Origin of the sequence: Paractinoplanes pyxinae (assembly GCF_026626335.1) — a bacterium.
In the GTDB taxonomy this organism is placed as follows: Bacteria; Actinomycetota; Actinomycetes; order Mycobacteriales; family Micromonosporaceae; genus Actinoplanes; species Actinoplanes pyxinae.
The window spans coordinates 13,263-31,790 of record NZ_JAPNTZ010000011.1 but is presented as its reverse complement, the minus strand read 5'-3'; the positions used below and the strand labels follow the sequence as shown (position 1 = coordinate 31,790).

The 18,528-nt window shown below is 71.4% G+C and carries 15 protein-coding genes; 9 read left to right on the top strand and 6 right to left on the bottom strand.

Annotated features, from left to right (window positions below):
* Positions 1 to 478 precede the first annotated feature (478 nt).
* Genes treZ through glgX form a run of 3 tightly spaced genes read right to left on the bottom strand, consistent with a single transcriptional unit; the run spans position 479 to position 6,589 of the window.
* A complete protein-coding gene (gene treZ, locus OWR29_RS29365; protein WP_267566530.1) occupies positions 479 to 2,209 on the bottom strand; it encodes a malto-oligosyltrehalose trehalohydrolase in 1,731 nt (576 codons plus the stop codon).
* Positions 2,206 to 4,476, bottom strand: a complete 2,271-nt coding sequence (gene treY / locus OWR29_RS29360; RefSeq protein ID WP_267566529.1) for a malto-oligosyltrehalose synthase — start codon at positions 4,474 to 4,476, stop codon at positions 2,206 to 2,208. The genes treZ and treY overlap by 4 nt, the downstream gene beginning before the upstream one ends.
* A 1-nt stretch (position 4,477) precedes the next feature.
* On the bottom strand, positions 4,478 to 6,589 hold the full coding sequence (gene glgX / locus OWR29_RS29355; protein ID WP_267566528.1) for a glycogen debranching protein GlgX: 2,112 nt from the start codon (positions 6,587 to 6,589) through the stop codon (positions 4,478 to 4,480).
* A 197-nt stretch (positions 6,590 to 6,786) separates the two neighbouring features.
* Here glgX and OWR29_RS29350 point away from each other — a divergent pair, with 197 nt between their 5' ends.
* The 9 genes from OWR29_RS29350 (at position 6,787) to OWR29_RS29310 (ending at position 16,747) form a co-directional block, all read left to right on the top strand.
* Positions 6,787 to 8,670, top strand: coding sequence for an amylo-alpha-1,6-glucosidase (locus OWR29_RS29350; protein WP_267566527.1), 1,884 nt, complete (start codon positions 6,787 to 6,789; stop codon positions 8,668 to 8,670).
* Between the two features lie 18 nt (positions 8,671 to 8,688).
* On the top strand, positions 8,689 to 9,921 hold the full coding sequence (locus tag OWR29_RS29345) for a glycosyltransferase family 4 protein (RefSeq protein ID WP_267566890.1): 1,233 nt from the start codon (positions 8,689 to 8,691) through the stop codon (positions 9,919 to 9,921).
* Positions 9,922 to 9,950: 29 nt separating this feature from the next.
* Positions 9,951 to 10,178 (top strand): cation:proton antiporter regulatory subunit, encoded by a 228-nt coding sequence (locus OWR29_RS29340; protein ID WP_267566526.1) that lies wholly within the window; start codon positions 9,951 to 9,953, stop codon positions 10,176 to 10,178.
* A 4-nt stretch (positions 10,179 to 10,182) separates the two neighbouring features.
* A complete protein-coding gene (locus tag OWR29_RS29335; protein ID WP_267566525.1) occupies positions 10,183 to 11,661 on the top strand; it encodes a cation:proton antiporter domain-containing protein in 1,479 nt (492 codons plus the stop codon).
* 95 nt (positions 11,662 to 11,756) lie between these two features.
* Positions 11,757 to 12,653: a 3-oxoacyl-ACP synthase III family protein gene (locus tag OWR29_RS29330; RefSeq protein WP_267566524.1), complete on the top strand. Its 897-nt coding sequence runs from the start codon at positions 11,757 to 11,759 to the stop codon at positions 12,651 to 12,653.
* Positions 12,650 to 13,384 carry a glycosyltransferase family A protein gene (locus OWR29_RS29325; protein WP_267566523.1) on the top strand — a complete coding sequence of 245 codons (735 nt, stop codon included), beginning with the start codon at positions 12,650 to 12,652 and terminating at the stop codon, positions 13,382 to 13,384. Before OWR29_RS29330 ends, OWR29_RS29325 begins: the two co-directional genes overlap by 4 nt.
* Positions 13,384 to 14,853, top strand: a complete 1,470-nt coding sequence (locus tag OWR29_RS29320) for an AMP-binding protein (RefSeq protein ID WP_267566522.1) — start codon at positions 13,384 to 13,386, stop codon at positions 14,851 to 14,853. Before OWR29_RS29325 ends, OWR29_RS29320 begins: the two co-directional genes overlap by 1 nt.
* Positions 14,854 to 14,903: 50 nt before the next feature.
* Entirely contained in the window at positions 14,904 to 15,926 is a 1,023-nt protein-coding gene (locus tag OWR29_RS29315; RefSeq protein ID WP_267566521.1) for a cytochrome P450, read from the top strand.
* Positions 15,923 to 16,747: an NAD-dependent epimerase/dehydratase family protein gene (locus tag OWR29_RS29310; RefSeq protein WP_267566520.1), complete on the top strand. Its 825-nt coding sequence runs from the start codon at positions 15,923 to 15,925 to the stop codon at positions 16,745 to 16,747. Before OWR29_RS29315 ends, OWR29_RS29310 begins: the two co-directional genes overlap by 4 nt.
* On the opposite strand, the gene OWR29_RS29305 is transcribed toward OWR29_RS29310, so the two are convergent.
* The 3 genes from OWR29_RS29305 to OWR29_RS29295 are packed head-to-tail and all read right to left on the bottom strand — an operon-like array spanning position 16,734 to position 18,503.
* Positions 16,734 to 17,312, bottom strand: a complete 579-nt coding sequence (locus OWR29_RS29305; protein ID WP_267566519.1) for a fibronectin type III domain-containing protein — start codon at positions 17,310 to 17,312, stop codon at positions 16,734 to 16,736. The two genes, OWR29_RS29310 and OWR29_RS29305, sit on opposite strands and share 14 nt — an antisense overlap.
* Before the next feature lie 31 nt (positions 17,313 to 17,343).
* The gene (locus tag OWR29_RS29300) at positions 17,344 to 17,772 is read right to left on the bottom strand and encodes a TIGR03618 family F420-dependent PPOX class oxidoreductase (RefSeq protein ID WP_267566518.1); all 429 of its coding nucleotides are present in this window, start codon (positions 17,770 to 17,772) and stop codon (positions 17,344 to 17,346) included.
* Entirely contained in the window at positions 17,763 to 18,503 is a 741-nt protein-coding gene (locus OWR29_RS29295; RefSeq protein WP_438872669.1) for an EcsC family protein, read from the bottom strand. The genes OWR29_RS29300 and OWR29_RS29295 overlap by 10 nt, the downstream gene beginning before the upstream one ends.
* Positions 18,504 to 18,528 lie beyond the last annotated feature (25 nt).

Sequence of the window (18,528 nt, the reverse complement as noted above, 5' to 3'; positions counted from 1 at the left end):
GATGAGCGGCGACTGCCGTCGCCCGGAGAGCACCCAAGCCTTAGGGCCGCCCTGTGAGAATTGAAAACCGCGCCGCTTCCGGCGATGAACCGATAGATAGGGCCGCCCGCGGAGCCACTTTCCTCGTGCCGCAGCCCCACCTCCCGCTCGGCGGAGCAAAGGCGCGGTCTAGGCGGGTCGGCTCAATCCGCGCGGCAGCAAGAAGGCCGCCGAGCACGTGGTCGCCACTGCCCCTGCGGCGACGCGAGCACCCGGACGAGGCGCCGAAGGCGCCTCTCCATAGCCAATTGCCAGCGCAACCGGCACGGCGCGAACGCGAAGAAGCCCCAACCACAACGCAAGAGCAAGGGGAAACCCGGCAAGGATGGGGCCGAGGGTGAGTAATCACAGCATAGAGACGGTTTCCCAGCAGTGATTGCTCACCCTCGGCCCCATCCGTCAAAGCGCAAGAAACACATCGCCCCCCGCGTAGGGGAGTTCACCGAAAGGCAACAACAACAGCGCTTTCACCCGGCAGCTCAACCCGGTCCCGCTGCAACACAACCCCCGAAGGCGTAGTAGCCAGCAAAACCTTCGACGGCACATCCCGCAACGAAACGGTCTGCGAAACCCCGGCCAGGTTGACCGCCACAGCCGTAGACCCGCGGCGCATGACCAGGTGCTGATCCCCGTGCCACACCTCGACTCGGTCCAGCCAGGGATCGGTCAACTCCGGCCGGCTGCGGCGCAAGGCGATGAGGCGCTTGTAGAGGTCCAGGATCTCGGCGTGCTCGGGTTTTGCCCTCTCGTCCCAGTCCAGCTTTGATCGGAGGAACGTCTCGGGATCCTGGGGGTCCGGAACTTCGGCTTCGGCCCACCCGTGTGAGGCGAATTCGCGGCGGCGGCCGTTCTTCACTGCTGCGGCCAATTCTGGCTCGGGGTGGCTGGTGAAGAACTGCCAGGGGCTGCTGGCCGCCCACTCCTCGCCCATGAAGAGCATCGGCGTGAACGGGGACGTCAGCAGGATGGTGGCCCCCACTTTGAGCAGGCCCGGGGACAGGGTGGCCGAGATGCGGTCGCCGATGGCTCGGTTGCCGATCTGGTCGTGGTCTTGCAAGAACGCCACGAAGCGGTGGCCCGGGGTCTTCGTGCGGTCGACGGGGCGGCCGTGCCGGCGGCCGCGGAAGCTGGACCACGTGTTGGCGTGGAAGTACGCGCTGGTCAGCACCGTCTCGAGGCATTCGAGGGAGCCGAAGTCGCCGTAGTAGCCCTGCCGCTCGCCGGTCAGAGTCGCGTGCAGCGCGTGGTGGATGTCGTCGTCCCACTGGGCGTTCAGGCCGTAGCCGCCGGCCTCGCGCGGGGTGATCAGTTTCGGGTCGTTGAGGTCGGACTCGGCGATCAGCGACAGCGGCCGGTTGACGTGGGCCGACAGCGTCTCGACCTCGACGGCCATCTGTTCGAGCAGGTGGACGGCCGAGTGGTCGGCCAAGGCGTGCACGGCGTCGAGGCGCAGGCCGTCGATGTGGTAGTCGCGCAGCCACATGAGCACGTTGTCGATGATGTAGCGGCGGACCTCTTCGGCGCCGGGGCCGTCGAGGTTGACCGAGGAGCCCCACGGGTTGGCGCCGGCTTCGCTCAGGTAGGGCGCGAACATCGGGGCGTAGGCGCCGCTGGGGCCGAAGTGGTTGTAGACCACGTCGAGCACCACGCCCAGGCCCTTGCCGTGGGCCGCGTCGACGAAGCGCTTCAGGCCGTCGGGGCCGCCGTACGCCTCGTGCGGCGCGTACCAGGCCACGCCGTCGTAGCCCCAGTTGTACTCGCCGTTGAACGAGTTGACCGGCAGCAGTTCGACCAGGTCGACGCCGAGTTCAACCAGGTGGTCGAGCTTGCCGATGGCGGCCTCGAACGTGCCCTCGGTGGTGAAGGTGCCGACGTGCATCTCGTACAGCACCGAGCCGGGCAGCTGCTTGCCCGTCCAGCTCTGGTCTTTCCACGCGTAGGCGGCGTGGTCGTAGACGCGGCTGGGGCCGTGCACTCCGTCGGGCTGCCAGGGGGATCGCGGGTCGGGGCGGGCTTCACCCTCCAGCAGGTACGCGTAGTCGGCGCCGGGGCCGGCGGACGGCACGTCGAGCCGCCACCACCCGTCCTGACCGCGTTCCATGTCCCGGTCCTCCCCGGCGACCCGCAGCCGCACGGTTTTCTCCGGTGCCCACACCTCGAATTGCGTCATTTCTCTTTCACCAGGAGTGCGACGGGATAGGTCTGCAGCAGCTCGGCCACCGAGAGGCGGTTCCCGCCGTAGCTGGTATTCGTGAACACTTCCGTCCAGCTGTGACCATCGAGTGACACCGTGGTGTCGCCCCAGCCGCCGTGGCGTGACAATCCCACCGGCAGGCGGGTGGTGACGGTCACGGCGCCGCCGCGGTCGAAGGCGAGCACGTGGTCGCCGACCCGGCCCTCGCCGAAGACCGGGCGGTAGCTGGTGAACAGTTCGGGGCGCTGCCGCCGCAGGCGCAGGGCGCGGCTGGTGACGAGCAGTTTGGCCGCGCCGGTCTCGTCGACCGGGGGCAGCCAGCCGTCGTCGATGCGGGCCAGCAGCTCGCGGCGGGCGCCGAAGTCGACCGGGCGGCGGTTGTCCGGGTCGACCAGCGAGTAGTCCCACAGCTCGGTGCCCTGGTAGACGTCGGGCACGCCGGGCATGGTGAGCTGCACCAGCTTCTGGCCGAGGGAGTTGGCCCAGCCGGGCGGGGTGATCGACGCGGCGAAGCCGTCGACCTCGCTGTTGAGCGCCGGGTCGTCGTAGATGCGGTCGACCATCGCGCGCAGGGCCGCCTCGAACTCCTCGTCGGGCTTGGTCCAGCTGGTCGAGTTGGCCGCCTCTTTGCCCGCCTTCAACGCGTACGCCTGAAGCCGCTCGCGCGAGATCGGCCAGGCGCCCACGGCGGCCTGCCACACCAGGTGGGCCAGCGCCGGGTCGGGCAGCGGGGCGGTGCGCACCCAGCGGCGCACGACCTCTGTCCAGTCGCCGGGCACCTCGGACAGCACGGCCAGCCGGGCGCGGACGTCCTCGCTGCGCTTGGTGTCGTGAGTCGAGAGCGTGGTCATCGCCTCGGGCCACTTGCGGCGGCGCTCGTCGTTGGCGTCGTGGAAACGGTCGGGGCTGACGCCGAAGTCGGCCGGGTCGTTGCCGACCTCGTTGCGGGCGGTGAACCTGGTCCAGCGGTAGAAGGCGGTGTCTTCCACGCCCTTGGCCATCACCGCGCCGGTGTACTGCTGGAAGCGGGCGGCCAGCTCGTCGTCCGGGTTGCGCAGGCGGGCGGTGAGCTGGTCGAGCGCGGGGATCAGCTGGGGGCGCCGGCGGCCCGCCTCGGCCCGGGCCCGGGCCAGGTGGCGCGAGCCGAACGGTAGGTACGAGCGGTAGACCGGGAAGCACGCGGCCAGTTCGGCCAGGGCCCGCGGGGCGCCCTCGATGTCGGGGGCGAGCCGGGCCATGCGGGCCAGTTCGGCCGCGAGCAGGGTGGTCGCGGCGTGCAACTTGGTTTCGTGCACCAGGTCGGGCCAGGACGTCTCGCCGCCGGTCAGGTGGTGCTGCAGGGTGTCGAAGAAGGCCTCGGTACCGGGGTCGACGAACACGCCGCCCACCTCGGCCAGCGCGTCGTAGCCGGTGGTGCCGGCGACCGGCCAGTCCGGCATCTCCTCGCCCGGTTCGAGGATCTTCTCGACCACCAGCCACGTCTCGGGTGCGGCCCGGTGCAGCCGTTCGAAATAGGCGCCGGGGTCGCGCAGGCCGTCGGGGTGGTCGACGCGGATGCCCTGCACCAGGCCCTCGTTGACCCAGCGCAGGATCTCGGCGTGGGTGGCGTCGAACACCTTGGGGTCTTCCACGCGCAGGCCGGCCAGGTCGACGATGGCGAAGAACCGGCGGTAGTTGAGCTCGCTGTCGCCGCGGGTCCAGTTGACCAGCTCGTAGTGCTGCCGGTCGTGGACCTCGCGCGGGGTGCCCTCGCCAGTGCCGTCGGCGATCGGAAACCGCTTGTCGAAGTAGCGCAGCTCGCCGTCCTCGACGCTCAGGTCGTCGAGCGCGTCGGGCGAGTCGGCCAGCGTGGGGATCAGGAGCCGGCCCCGCGACCAGTCGATGTCGTAGAAGTCGGCGTACTCGGATTCGCGGCCGCGGCGCAACACGTCCCACCACGTGGGGTTGGCCGAGGGCACGGCGATCCCCGCGTGGTTGGGGACGATGTCGACCACGAGGCCGAGGCCCGCGCCGGACAGGGCCGCCGACAGCGAGCGCAGGCCGTCAGCGCCGCCCAGCGCGGGGCTGACCTGGGTGTGGTCGACCACGTCGTAGCCGTGTTCGGAACCGGGAGTCGCAGCGAGCAGCGGCGCCGTGTAGAGGTGACTCACGCCGAGGTCGGCCAGGTAGTCGGCCAGCTCGGCAGTCGTCTTGAGCGGGAACTCGGGGCGGACCTGGACTCGATAGGTTCCAGTGGGGAGCACGTCAGACCGTCCTGTCCAAGACGATGAGGGACCTGTCCGGCACCAGGATCTTGTGGCCGGCCTCGACGACCGACGGGCGATCCGGGGACGGCTCGGCCGTCTCGATGACCTTTTCCCACTTCTCCCCGTACTCGGCGGGAGGAGTGGCGAACTCGATGGGCGCGTCGTGCGCGTTGAAGAACAGCAGGAACGAGCTGTCGACGTGCCGCTGGCCGTACTGCCCGCGCTCGCGGATGCCCTCGCCGTTGACGAACAGCGCGACCGCGCGGCCGAAGTCGTTGCCCCAGTCGTCGCCGGCCATCGGGCGGCCGTCGGGGGTGAACCATTCCAGGTCGGGCAGGGGGTCGCCGCCGCCGCGGGCGGTCACCGGCAGGCCGGTGAAGAAGCGCCGCCGCTGGAACACCTGGTGGCGGTGGCGGAACGCGGTGAGCTTGCGAGTGAACTCGAGCAGCTGCTCGTCGGCCTCGCCCCAGTTGATCCAGGCGAGTTCGTTGTCCTGGCAGTAGGCGTTGTTGTTGCCCTGCTGGGTGCGGCCCAGCTCGTCGCCGTGCGAGATCATCGGCACGCCCTGCGAGAGCATCAGCGTGGCCAGGAAGTTGCGCCGCTGCTTGGCCCGCAGCTCGAGCACCTTCTCGTCGTCGGTCGGGCCCTCGATGCCGCAGTTCCACGACCGGTTGTGGCTCTCGCCGTCGCGGTTCTCCTCACCGTTGGCGTCGTTGTGCTTGTCGTTGTACGACACCAGGTCGTTCAGGGTGAAGCCGTCGTGCGCGGTCACGAAGTTGATCGAGTGGAAGGGCTTGCGGCCGTCGTCCTGATAGAGATCGGCCGAGCCGGTGATGCGCGACGCGAACTCGGCCAGCGTGGCCGGCTCGCCGCGCCAGAAGTCGCGGACCGTGTCGCGGTACTTGCCGTTCCACTCGGTCCAGTTGGGCGGGAAGTTGCCGACCTGGTAGCCGCCGGGGCCGACGTCCCACGGCTCGGCGATCAGCTTGACCTGCCCCACCACGGGGTCCTGCTGGACGACCTCGAAGAAGGTGGAGAGCCGGTCGACGTCGTAGAACTCGCGGGCCAGGGTGGAGGCCAGGTCGAACCGGAAGCCGTCGACGTGCATCTCGGTGACCCAGTAGCGCAGCGAATCCATGATCAGCTGGAGGCTCTGCGGGCTGCGCACGTTGAGGCTGTTACCCGTGCCCGTGTAATCCATGTAGAACTGCGGCTGATCGTCCACCAGACGGTAGTAGGTCCGGTTGTCGATGCCCTTGAGGCTCATCGTCGGGCCCAGGTGGTTGCCCTCGGCGGTGTGGTTGTAGACGACGTCGAGGATCACCTCCATACCCGCCTTGTGCAGGGCCTTGACCATGCCGCGGAACTCCTGGGTCTGCTGGCCGAGCGTGCCCGTCGACGAGTAGCCGTGGTAGGGCGCGAAGAAGCCGAGCGTGTTGTAGCCCCAGTAGTTGCGCAGGCCCAGGTCGTGCAGGCGGTTGTCGTGGACGAACTGGTGCACCGGCATCAGCTCGACCGCGGTCACGCCGAGGCTCTTGAGGTGCTCGATGATCGCCGGGTGGCCGATCGCCGAGTACGAGCCGCGCATGTCCTTCGGCACCTCGGGGTGCCGTTCGGTGAGGCCCTTGACGTGGGTCTCGTAGATCACCGAGTGGTGGTACGGGATGTCCGGCCGGCGGTCGTTGCCCCAGTCGAAGTACGGGTTCACCACGACGCCCTTGGCCATGTAGGGCGCCGAGTCGAGGTCCGACATCTGGTCGGGGTTCTCCATGTCGTACGCGTACATCGCCGGATGCCAGTCGATGTCGCCGTCGACGGCCCGGGCGTACGGGTCGAGCAGGAGCTTGTGCGGGTTGTAGCGCAGCCCGCGGGACGGGTCGTACGGCCCGTACATGCGGTAGCCGTAGCGCTGGCCCGGCTCGACCCCGGGTAAGTAGGAGTGCCAGACGAACGCGTCCTGCTCGTGCAGCTGGACCTTGCGCTCGTTGCCGGACGGGTCGAAAAGGCACAATTCGACCGCCTCGGCCCCCTCGGAGAAGATCGCGAAGTTCGTGCCCGTCCCGTCGTACGTGGCACCCAACGGGTACCTGTGACCAGGCCAAACCTGCATGTCGTGCTCCCACCCCTCGACCGTCGGTGCTGCTGACGCGCACAGCTCGGGTCACCGCGGCAGGGGCCAATTGCCCGGCCGGCCGCCGAAGTAACCCGTCGAGGGCCATTCTCACGGATGGGGGTGACATCTTCCGCGCCGAGGCACCGCATCACCACGAAGGGTTTGACTTTCCGCAAATTGAGCATAGATCCGGCGTGCCGATCACCTTCGGACCGCACGAGTGCGGTTCCCCGGATCGCGAATGGCTGGTGACGGACGGTCTGGGCGGCTTTGCCACCGGCACCGTCCCGGGTCTGCGGACCCGCCGCTACCACTCGCTGCTGACCCTGACCGACCCCGTGACCGCGGATCGGCGCCTCGCACTCGCGGCTCTGGACCTCACCGTGACGCTCGCCACGGGGGCCAAGGTCCCGCTCTACACCCACGAGTGGGAGTCGGGGGCCCAGGCGCCCCGGGGTGATCGCTACTTGGAGAGCTTCGCGCTGGTGGACGGCGTTCCCCGGTGGCGCTGGCGGGTCGGCGATGTGGTGATCGAGCGCGAGGTCGCGATGCGCCACGGCCACCCCGGCGTGGCCGTGACCCACCGGGTGGTCTCGGCCGCGGAACCGGTCGGGCTGGCCGTCGCGGTCATGTGCACCTGGCGGGACGCGCACGACGAGCGCCGGGCGGGCGACGGTCCGCTGCAGGTCAGTCAGGTGGCCGACGGAGTGATGGTCGAGGACGCGTACCGCGTGGCCGGTCCCAGCTGGCAGCCGGGCGGCGGCTGGCACCTGGGGGCGTACGCCCGGGAAGAGGCCGCCCGCGGCCTGCCCGCCACCGAGGATCTGTGGCACGCCGGCACGTACGTCGACCGGGTGAGCCCGGGCGACGTCATGGAAATCACAGCGTGGGGCGGCGATCTTTCCGTACGCCCACCGGCCGCCACCGCGGTCGTCGCGGCCGCCCGCACCCGCGCCCAGGAGCTGATCGCCACAGCCAAGGCCGAGGGGTCGGCCGAGACGCTTGTGCTGGCGGCCGACGCCTTCGTGGTGCGCGGCGCCGACGGCCCCGACGTGGTGGCCGGCTACCCCTGGTTCGGCAGCTACCTGGGCGACACTATGACCGCGTACGAGGGACTGTTCCTCGACACCGGCCGGGCCGACGAGGGCCGCGAGCTGCTGCTGGCCCACGCCCTGCGCGAGGCCGACCAGATCGCCGAGCCGGGCGGGCCGTGGGCTCCGCGCAGCTCCCCCGACGCGCCGCTGTGGCTGGTGCACGCGGTCGACCGGCACGTGCGCCGCACCGGCGACACCGAGCTGGCCGCCCGCCTGGTCGACCCGCTGGGCAAGCTGCTGCGGCGCCGCCTCGACCTCGACCCGGCCGACGGCCTGGTCCGCCTGAGCACCGCCGCGAGCTGGATGAACGGCTACACCGAGGACGGCCCGGTGACGCCGCGCACGGGCAAGCCGGTCGAGATCAACGCGCTCTGGGTGAACGCCCTGGCCGCGCTGGCCGACCTGACCGCGGAGGCCGGCCGGGACGACACCGAACTGCGCGGCGGGCACGCCCGCGCCCGTGACGCGTTCCGGGCCCGGTTCCAGGCGCCCGAGGGCTGGCTGTACGACGTGATCGACGGCCCGGCCGCGACCTACCCGCTCGGCGCGGGCAGCCGGCACGACGACCCGTCGCTGCGGCCCAACCAGCTGTTCGCCTGGTCGCTGCCGCACGCGCCGCTGACCGAGGGCGCCGGCGCGCTGCACCGCATCGGGGCGGCCCTGCTGACCCCGCTCGGCCTGCGCACGCTGGCCCCCACCGAGTACGGCTACCAGGGCGAGCACCGCGGTGGCCGGGACGACCGGGACATCGCGTACCACCAGGGCACGGTCTGGCCGTGGCTGATCGGCCCGTACGCCGACGCCCGGGCCGCCCTCGGCCTGCCGGTCGACGACCTGTTCACCGGCCTCGAGGCCCACCTGAACGAATGGGGCGCGGGCTCGGTCAGCGAGACCGCCGACGGCGATCCGCCGCACCGGGCGACCGGCAGTCCCTTCTCGGCGCGATCGGTCGCCGAGCTCCTCCGCGTGATCCGAAAGGCCTGAGCCGTGACCCGCATCCTCATGCTGTCCTGGGAGTACCCGCCGCTGCTGGTGGGCGGCCTCGGCCGGCACGTGCACGCCCTGGCCACGACGCTGGCGGCGGCCGGCCACGACGTCACCGTGGTGACCCGGCACGCGCCGGGCGCCCTGCTCGAGGAGTACGCCGAGGGGGTCCGCGTCCTGCGCGCGCCCGACGACCCGGCCCGGTTCGAGGCGCGCGACGGCGACATGCTGCCGTGGGCGCTGGCGTTCAACCACACGCTGACCCGGACCGCCCTGCGCGCGGCCCGCACCGGCGACTACGACGTCATCCACGCCCACGACTGGCTGGTCGCCCACGCCGCGATGACCGTTCGTGACCACCTCGACGTGCCGCTGGTGGCGACGGTCCACGCCACCGAGTCGGGCCGGCACCAGGGCTGGCTGCCGCACCCGCACAACCGCTCGATCGACGACGTCGAGCGCTGGCTGGCCGGCGAGGCGACGCGCACGATCGTCTGCTCGGACTACATGAGTGACGAGGTGCGGCGGCTGTTCGACGTGCCGGCGGCCCGGGTCGACGTGGTGCCCAACGGCGTCGACGGGCTGGCCTGGAGCCCGCGGCCCCGGGCGGTGGCCGCGGCCCGGCGGCGTTACGCGGGGGCGGACGGGCCGCTGATCAGCTTCGCCGGCCGGCTCGTGTACGAGAAGGGCGTGCAGCACCTGCTGGCCGCCGTGCCGGCCCTGCGCGAGCGGCACCCGGGACTCCGGGTCGTCATCGCGGGCGATGGCCCGTACCGGAAGGAACTCGAGAACCTGAGCACCGACGGCGTGACCTTCGCGGGCTTCCTGGGCGGCCATCACCTGACCGCGTTGATGGGGGCGTCGGACTGCTATGTCGTGCCCAGCATCTACGAGCCGTTCGGCATGGTGGCGCTGGAGGCGGCGGCGGCCGGAACGCCGGTCGCGGTGGCCGACACCGGTGGCCTGGCCGAGATCGTCGAGCACGGCGTCACCGGTGTGAAGTTCACCCCCGGCGATCCGGACGCACTGGCGGCGGCGGTCGGCTCGGTGCTGGAGGACCGGGAGCACGCCCGCGGACTGGCCCGGCGGGCCCGGCGCCGGGTGCACGACGACTTCGCGTGGCCCGGCATCGCCGCGGCCACCGTCGCCACGTACGGGAAAGCTTGCGACCAGGACGCCCGCCGGGTGACCCGCGAGGCCGAGTCCGTTCTGGCCCAGGTGCCTGTGAGCCGCGCCGCTGCCCTTGGGTGAGCCTTGATCAGGCCCTAGGATCTGCGCCTATGGGCAAAGGCGTTCGCATCCAGGAACTTCCCGGCCTCGGCACCCGGTACGACGTCGATCTGCACTCGGGCAGCGACCGCGTATCGATCGTCGTCGGCCGGGACGGCAAGCGGCACCTCTACGTGTTCACCACGGCCGGCGACGAGCCGACCGCGGTGATCGAGCTGACCGAGGAACAAGCCCGCAAGGTGGGCGCCGTGCTGGCCGGCACCTTCTTCGTGGACTGAGCCTGTGCACGCGAATCTCATCGGGCTGGGCGCCCTGATCCTGGTGGCCGGCCTGCTCGCCCGTTTCGGGCGGCGGATGGGCCTGCCCACCGTGCCGTTCTTCATGCTGGCGGGCATCCTGCTCGGCCCCAGCACGGGCGGCCCGGTCGCCTTCGAGCACCCGGAAGACCTCGACATCCTGGCCCTGTTCGGGCTGGTCGTGCTGCTGTTCCACCTCGGCCTGGAATTCCCGGTGGAGCAGGTGCTGGGCAGCGGCAAGCGGCTGTACATCGCGGCCGGGGCCTATATCGGCATCAACATCAGCGCCGGCCTCGGTCTCGGCTTCGCGCTGGGCTGGGGCGCCAAGGAGGCGTTCGTGATCGCCGGCGCGGTCGGCATCTCGTCCTCGGCCATCGCCACCAAACTGCTGATCGAGATGCGCCGGCTGGCCAACGCCGAGACGCCGGTCATCCTCGGCATCATCGTCATCGAAGACCTGTTCCTGGCGCTGTACCTGGCCCTGCTGAGCCCGATCCTGTCCGGCGCCAACTCGGCCGGCGAGCTGCTGCTGCGCATCGGCATCAGCTTCGGCTACCTGGCCGTGCTGTTCGCGGTGGCCCGCTGGGGCGCCAAGTGGATCGGCAAGCTGCTCGACACCCGCGAGGACGAACTGGTCGCGATCATCATGATCGGCCTGGTCGTGCTGGTGGCCGGCATCTCGGCCGACATCGGCGTCTCGGACGCGATCGGCGCCCTGATGATCGGCCTGGTGGTGGCCCGCACGTCGATCCGCGAACGGGCGGAACGCATCGCCATCCCGCTGCGTGACGTGTTCGCGGCGATCTTCTTCATCGCGTTCGGCACCAGCATCGACGTGGGCGAGATCGGCTCGGTCGCCGTGCCGGTGCTGATCGCGGTGTGCGTCACGGTCGTCACCAACGTCACGGCCGGCCTGATCACGGCCCGGCTGTTCGGGCTCAACCAGCGCGGCGCGGCCAACGTGGGCCTCACCGTGCTCGGGCGGGGCGAGTTCTCGCTGATCCTGGCCACACTGGCCATCGGGGCCGGGCTGGACGAGCGGGTCGGCCCGTTCATCGCGCTCTACGTGCTGATCCTGGCCGTGCTGGCGCCGATCCTGGCCGCCAACTCCAAGTACCTGGCCCGGATCATCCCCGACCGCCTGCTGCACGACCGCTGGCGCTACGTGCGGGAAGAGACGATCAGCACGGCCTGCACCCACCTCGACCGGATCAACATCACCGAGACCGACGAGGACGAGTGCCAGGAGTGCGTCGACCTCGGCGACACGTGGGTGCAGCTGCGCATGTGCCTGAGCTGCGGGCAGGTCGCCTGCTGCGACGACTCGAAGAACAAGCACGCCACGGCCCACTACGAGGACAGCCGGCACCCGCTGATCCGCTCGCTGCAGGAGGGCGACGGTTGGCAGTACTGCTACGAGGACCAGACGCTGGTGCGTGAGCCCGCCGGATCGAGCCGCTCCTGAGCACGAACGCCGGCATAACGGGAGTCGCGTACGCCCTGCCGGCCCGGACAGAGCTGACCGACGACCTGCAGCAGCGGGTCGCGGGCGGCCTGCCCGTGCCGGCCGGGCTGTTCCGGCGGACGACGGGAATCCGGCAACGCCAAGTGGTGGCCGACGGCGAGTACGCCTCAGATTTAGCCATCGACGCCGCGACCAAGGTGCTCGCCGACACCGGCACGGATCCGCTCGACGTCGACCTGCTGCTGTTCGCCAGCGCCACGCGGGACATGACCGAACCGGCCACCGCGCACGTGGTGCAGGCCGCGCTGGGCAGCCGGGCCCACGCGCTGGACGTGACCAACGCCTGCAACAGCTTCCTCAACGGAATAGACCTGGCCCGCTCGATGATCCTCTGCGGCCGGGCCGGCAAGGTGCTGGTGGTGACGGGCGAGACGCCGACCCGGGCCATGCGGCCCCGGTTGACCGGGCTGGCCGAGGCGCGTACGGCGTTCGCGGGTTACACGTTCGGCGACGCGGGCGCGGCGGTGCTGGTCGAACCGGTGGCGAGCGGCGGCATCCTCGACGTCGACACCGAGACGCACTCCGAGCACTGGGCGGTCGGCGGCATCTTCGGCGGCGGCTCGCGGCATCCGCGCAGCGAGGAGCACACCTACTTCAGCGGCGACGGGCGGCAGCTGCGGGAGGTGTTCGAGCGGATCGGGGCCGGCCTGATCGAGCGGGTCGCCGGCCGTACGGGCTTGGGCTGGGACGACTACGCCAAGGTGCTGGTGCATCAGGTGACGCTGCCCTACCTGGAACGGTTCGTCGCGGTCACCGGGGTGCCGCGGGACAAGCTCGAAGTCACGGTGGGCGAGCTCGGAAACATGGCGTCGGCCTCGATCGGGGTCCAACTGGGACGCGTACGCCCGGGTCTGAACGCCGGTGACAAGGTGCTCATGGTCGGGCTGGGCGGCGGGGTCAGCCTGATGACCATGGTGTGGGAGCTCTCGTGACCGCCTCGCTGTGGGTGATCGTGCCCGCGTACAACGAGGCGGCCCGCATCGGCGCCACCCTGCGGGCGCTGGCCGCGCAGACCGACACCGACTTCACGCTGCTGGTGGTCGACAACAATTCGACCGACGAGACGGTCGAGGTGGTCCGGCGATTTCGCGGGCCGTTTCCGGTGCGAATCCTGGTCGAGCGCGAGAAGGGTGTGGGCTGCGCGGTCGACACTGGTTTCCGGCACGCCATCGCGGCCGGGGCTTCCTTTCTGGCGCGGACCGACGCCGATTGCCTGCCGTCACCGGGCTGGGTCGCGGCGGCTCGCGTCGCCCTTTCGGAAAGTGGTGGACTGGCTTGTGGCCGGATAACCGCTCGGCGCGATGAGCACGGACCGTTCGGGCGCGCGTTCTTCCGGCTGCTGGTGATGATGGCGGCGAGCTTCGGGCGGTTGCGACCGGCCCATTCCGGCGGCGAATTCCAAGCGCCGTACCGCATGCACGCCGGCAACAACATGGCGATAACCGCTTCCCTGTACGAGGCGTGCGGCGGCATGCCCCGGCGGCCCTCCCCCACCGATCGCACCTTCCTCAACCGCGTACGGCGCACCACTCCAGCCATCGTCCACAGCCGACAGATGGTGGTCGCCAATTCCACCCGGCGCATCAAGGCGTACGGCGTTATCGGCACCGCCAAGTGGTACCTCGACAGAGGCAGCGGCACGCGCACGGAAGACCCCCGCTGATGCTCACCGAATTGATCGCGGCGCTTGATGAGGACGACGACCGTCCGGCCCTGCCCGGGACGAGCCGCGGCGATCTGGCTCGTCTGGTGCGCGGCTATGCCGTGGCTTTAGCCGCAGAAGGTCTGACGGCCGGCGAGACGGTCGCTCTGGCCGTACGCCCGGGTCCGCGCTCGCTGGCCACGCTGCTCGCCGCGTACCACCTGGGTCTGCGCATCGCCGTGGTCGACCCGACGGCCGGTCCCGACGTGGTGCGGGCCCGTCTGGAGCTGGCGTCGCCCCGGCTGGTGCTGGCCGACGCGGCGGCTCAGGCCGTGGCCGGTTGGGCGGCGCCGCTGGCCCGTCGCGCGCATCTCGCCCTGCCCGACCTGAGCACGATCGCGCCGGTCAGAACCATCGGGCGCCGGCTCCCCGGTTCGGCGCCGGGTCTGCCACCCCGTCAAGGTCAACGTCCTTCCCCGTACGCCGGTGAGGGCGACGCCGTGGTCGTCTTCACGTCCGGCACGACCAGCCGGCCGCGCGCGGTCGTGCACACCCGGGCCTCGATCTCGGCCGGGATGGCAGCGGTGCGCGACCTGGTGCGTCCTGTGCCCGGGGAGCCGGTGCTGGGCGGGACGTTCTTCGTGCTGCTCCCGTCCCTGGCCGGCGGGGCGCCGGTCGCGTTGCCGGCCCGGCGCGGGTTGAAGCGGCAACTGCGTACGTTGCGGCCGCAGGCGGTCTATCTGACGCCGCCGCAGTTGCGGGCCGCGCTGGCCGACGGCTGCCGATTCACCGGACGCGTCTATAGCGGTTCGGCCCCGGTCAGCGCCTCGCTGCTGGCGGCCGCACGCCGGGCCGGGGCGCGCGAGGCGTGGGGTGTCTACGCGCTGACCGAGGTCTTTCCGGCCGCCGCCGTCGAATCTTCGGAGAAGAGCGCGTACGACGGCCCGGGCGACCTGGTCGGCTCGTTGCTGCCCGGCGTCGAGGCGCGAGTGTCCACTTCGGGCGAGGTGCTGCTGGCCGGCCCGACCGCGGCCGACCGCTACCTGGGCTCACCGCCGTTCGAGTGGGTCGCGACCGGCGACATCGGCCACGTCGACGACCGCCGGATCGTGCTGGGCGGCCGGGCCAAAGACATGATCCTGCGCGACGCCGAGAACATCTATCCCGGCCTGTACGAGCCCGCCCTGCACGTCCCCGGCGTCGAACTGGCCCTGCTGGTCGGCGTCCCCGCCACCGACGGCGACGAACGCGTGGTCGCCGTCGTGCAGCCCACCCCCGGCGCTGCCGACCACGACATCCACGCCGCGCTGCGCGATCCCCTGGTCCGCATGGGCGCGGCCCGCCCCGACGCCGTCGTCCTCGCCCGCATCCCGCTGGCCGGCCGTTCCCGCAAACCCGACCGCGCCGCCACCGCGGCCCTGGCCGCCCGCCTCACGCGGGCGGTCGCTGACCGCGCGAAAAACCAAGATCTACCTGGGGCGGGCGGGTGAGCCGGGGTGCTCGTGCGCGGGATCGGCGGGTCTACCTGGGGAGCCACCCGGTGCTGTTCGCGCTGCTGGCGGTCACCCGGCGGTGGCCTGTGCGGCGGATCGGGCGCACTGTGCTGGTTCACGAGCAGGAGGCGTTCCGGGCGGCGTTGACTCGGGTTCCGCTTGATCGGACGGCGGCCGGTACCACCGGGGGTGCGGCCGGTGAGCTGGCCGGGGCCGGGGCGCTGTTCGATCAGCACGGGGTCGAGCACCGCGATGCTCGGCGGGACGCCGCGGCGCTGCTGGGGGCGGCGGGGGTCGCGAAGCTCCGTCCGATCTGGACCAAGCTGCTGGATGACCGGCTGCCGGTGCTGGGGGCGGGCGGGAGGGTTGATCTCGTGCCGTTGAGTGCGGAGATCGCGGGGGCCACCGCTGCGGCTCTGCTTGACCTGGACGTCGATCCGGTGCGGCTGGCCGATGCGGCTCGGGTGTCGGCGGCCGCGGCGGCTCGGGCGCATCTGCCGGGGCTCGGACGGCGGCGGGCCGAACGCTCGGCGGCCACGGCCGCGGATGAGCTGCTCGATCTGGTCGCACCACCTTCCATGCGCGCGGGCGCGGGGCTGAACGCGATGCTCGCGGTGGCAGCCATCAACACGACGGTGGCGGCGCTGCCTCGGGCGGCGGCCTGGGTCTGCGATGACGGGCTGTGGGAGCACGCGGAAAACCCCGTGCTCGTCGATGAACTTCTGCGGGTCACCGCTCCGACTCCGCTGCTGCCGAGGGTGGCGGCGGAGGACGCGAACGTGGGCGGGTGCCCGGTCAAGGCGGGCGATCGGCTGCTGCTGGTGGCGCGGAACGCCGCTGAGGCGCATCGGCGTGATCCCAGCGTGGTGGCTCCGGCTCCGGCCCGTACGGCTCAATTGGTCTTCGGGGTCGGGCCGCACGCCTGTCCGGGGGCTGGGCTGGCCCGCGCCCAGCTCGGCGACCTTCTTGCCGCGTTGGCGCCCTACCGGCCGGCGGTTGTGCACGCCCGCGCCGACCGGCGGTCGGCTCTGCCGGGGTGGCGGTCGCTGGTCGTCCGGGGCACGGCGTGAGGATCGCGGTCACGGGGGCCGGCGGGTTCTGCGGTGGGGTGGTCGCGCGGCTGGCGGCTGAGGAAGGGCACGACGTTGTCTGTGTGGGACGGCGGCCCGGGCCGGTGGGCGAGCACGTCTTCTGGGACGCCAGCACCGGGACGCCTGACCTCGCAGAGGCCGATGTCGTCCTTCACTTGGCGGCCGCGGTCGGTGACTCCGGCTCGGAGCGGGAGTTCGCGGCGGTCAACGTCGACGGGACGCAGCGGCTGCTCGACGCGGCCGGAACCACGCAAGTCGTCTGGGTCAGCAGCGCCAGCGTCTATCGGCCCGGCCCGTACCGGGCGCCGGTGACGGAGGACCACCCGACGGACGGGCAGCGGACCGCGTACGGGCGGACGAAAGCCGCCGGTGAACGCCTGGCCCTGGCCGCCGGCAAGGTCGTTCTGCGGCTGCGCGCGGTGTACGGCGACGGCGACCCGCATCTGCTTCCCCGGTTGCGCCGGGTGGTGCGCGGCGGCCGGGCCTGGCTGCCGGGGCCGGACGTGCCGTTGAGCCTGACCTCGGTCTGCAACCTGGCGTCGGCCTGCCTGGCCGCCGTGGCATGGGCGCCGGGCGCATACAACATCGCCGACGCGGCGGCCTACTCGCGCGACGCGGCGGTGGCGGCCGTTCTCGGTGTTCCGGTGCGGCATTTGCCGGTCCGGCTGGTGCGGGCGCTGGCCTCGGCGGCGGGCATCACGCCGTACGCGATAGACCAGGTCACCGACGGGATGGTGCTCGACATCGCGCGGGCGCGGGCCACGGGCTGGACGCCGCAAGCGGGCCTCAGGACGTCTTGACGACCCCGGAGCGGGCGACCGTCTTGGCCACCGTGCCGTCGCTGCCTTCGAGGCCCTTGGTCACCATGTCGACGGAGAACACGTACCGGGTCCGGCGGTCGAGGCCGGTCACCGTGGCCGTCCGGTAGCCGCAGGTGGCTCCGGGTGTGACCACGGTCCAGCCGATGTCGCGCTGGATGCCCGGCTTCGAGTCCTGGCTGATCGCGGTGACCCGGTATTCGACGATGTCCGTGGTGGCGGGGTCGTACCAGGTCACAGCGCCACTGGTGGCACCCGCTTTGACGTCGGCCCCGTTGATCACGTTGCCCTTGACCGGCGGGCAGGTGAAGGTGCCGGTCGCGGTGGCCTTGGGCGTGTTGGTCGGCAGCGGCAGGAAACCGCTGGGGAAGGGGCTGCGCGTGCCGGTGAACCGGCTCGGCGTGGGCGACCCGGTGGGGTTGCCGGTCTCGACCACGACCCACGACTTGCCGCCGCTCTCACCCTCGGCCGTGCTCGCCTTGTCGCCGCTGCCGCACCCGGCCAGCATCAGCGGCGTGACAAGGAGCCCCAGCCAACGACGACGCACACAGAACCGATCGTCCGGAGCGGTGACCGGCTTAGCCGTACACCCGCTCAGGGGTGATCAGGACGGCCGTGCGGCGCTGCTCGCGCATCACTCGGTCGTACTCGTCCCAGTCGTCGTGGCTGCCGCCGGCCGCGGTGAAGATCTCACGCAGGAGCAGCCGTAGGCCCTCGGCGTCGAGGCCCCGCCACGGGTCGTCGGGACCGGCCAGTTGTGCTCGGCCCTCGACGGCGGCCCACTTCCAGCCCTGACGGAAGCCGACGGTGATCTGCGGCCGGGCCCGCAGATTGGCCAGCTTCACCGGCCCGTACGTGACGAAGGCCAGAAGCGGCTCGTCGCGCGTGACGATCCCGGTGTTGACCAGGGAGGTCTGGATGGTCTGGTCGGCGCGCAGCGTGGACACGAGCGCCAGCCCGGAGTCGGCCCGGCTGAGTTCCCAGGCCTGCGACAGCGTCAATCCCATGCCGGGAACTTAGCGCGGGCGTGGCGGTAGACCTCACGCGCGCGGCCCGCCAGGTCTTTCGTGGCGGCCGAGTTGACCCAGGTGCCGAGCACGATCGACGCGCCGGGGATCATCTTGGCGAACATGCGCTTGGCCGCGTGCACGCCGGCCATCTGGGCCAGCTTCATGCCCAGCCGCACCATCACACCGCTCAGGGGACGGGTGGCCGCCCCGGCGAACAGCTTCACGGCGCGTTCCCGGCCGGCGGCGACGCCGAGCGCGAGGCGGGCCGTCTGGGCCACCTTGTGCACCCGCTGCAGCACCAGCAGCTCGGTGGCCCGTTCGGACGCCGTCGGGTCGTGGCCGTAGGCGGCGGCGATGTGCAGCACCATGCGGGCCTGGTTCCAGGCCAGCACGCCCACGTCGAGCACCGCGCCGGGCAGGCCGGTGGCGCCCGAGACGGCGCCGGAGATGCGGGCCAGCGTGGTGAAGCGCTTGATGGCCAGGTCGGCCAGCTGATCGGGGGTGCGGTCGGGGTGTTCGGCCCGCATGCGCTCGGCCCAGGCGGCGGCCTCGGGGCCCAGGCGGCGGACCGCCTCGAGCGCCATGTGTTCCGGCGCGTACTGCGGATCGGCCTTCATCCGCGCCCAGAGACTGCCCGGAGGCGCGGGTGTTTCGGTGAGCTCAGTGGGAAGGTTCGCGGCTTCGGTCACCAGATCGCTCCGAGGGGGTAGGGAACGTTCCTTTGCCATTGTGCCGTGCACATGCACGTGCATG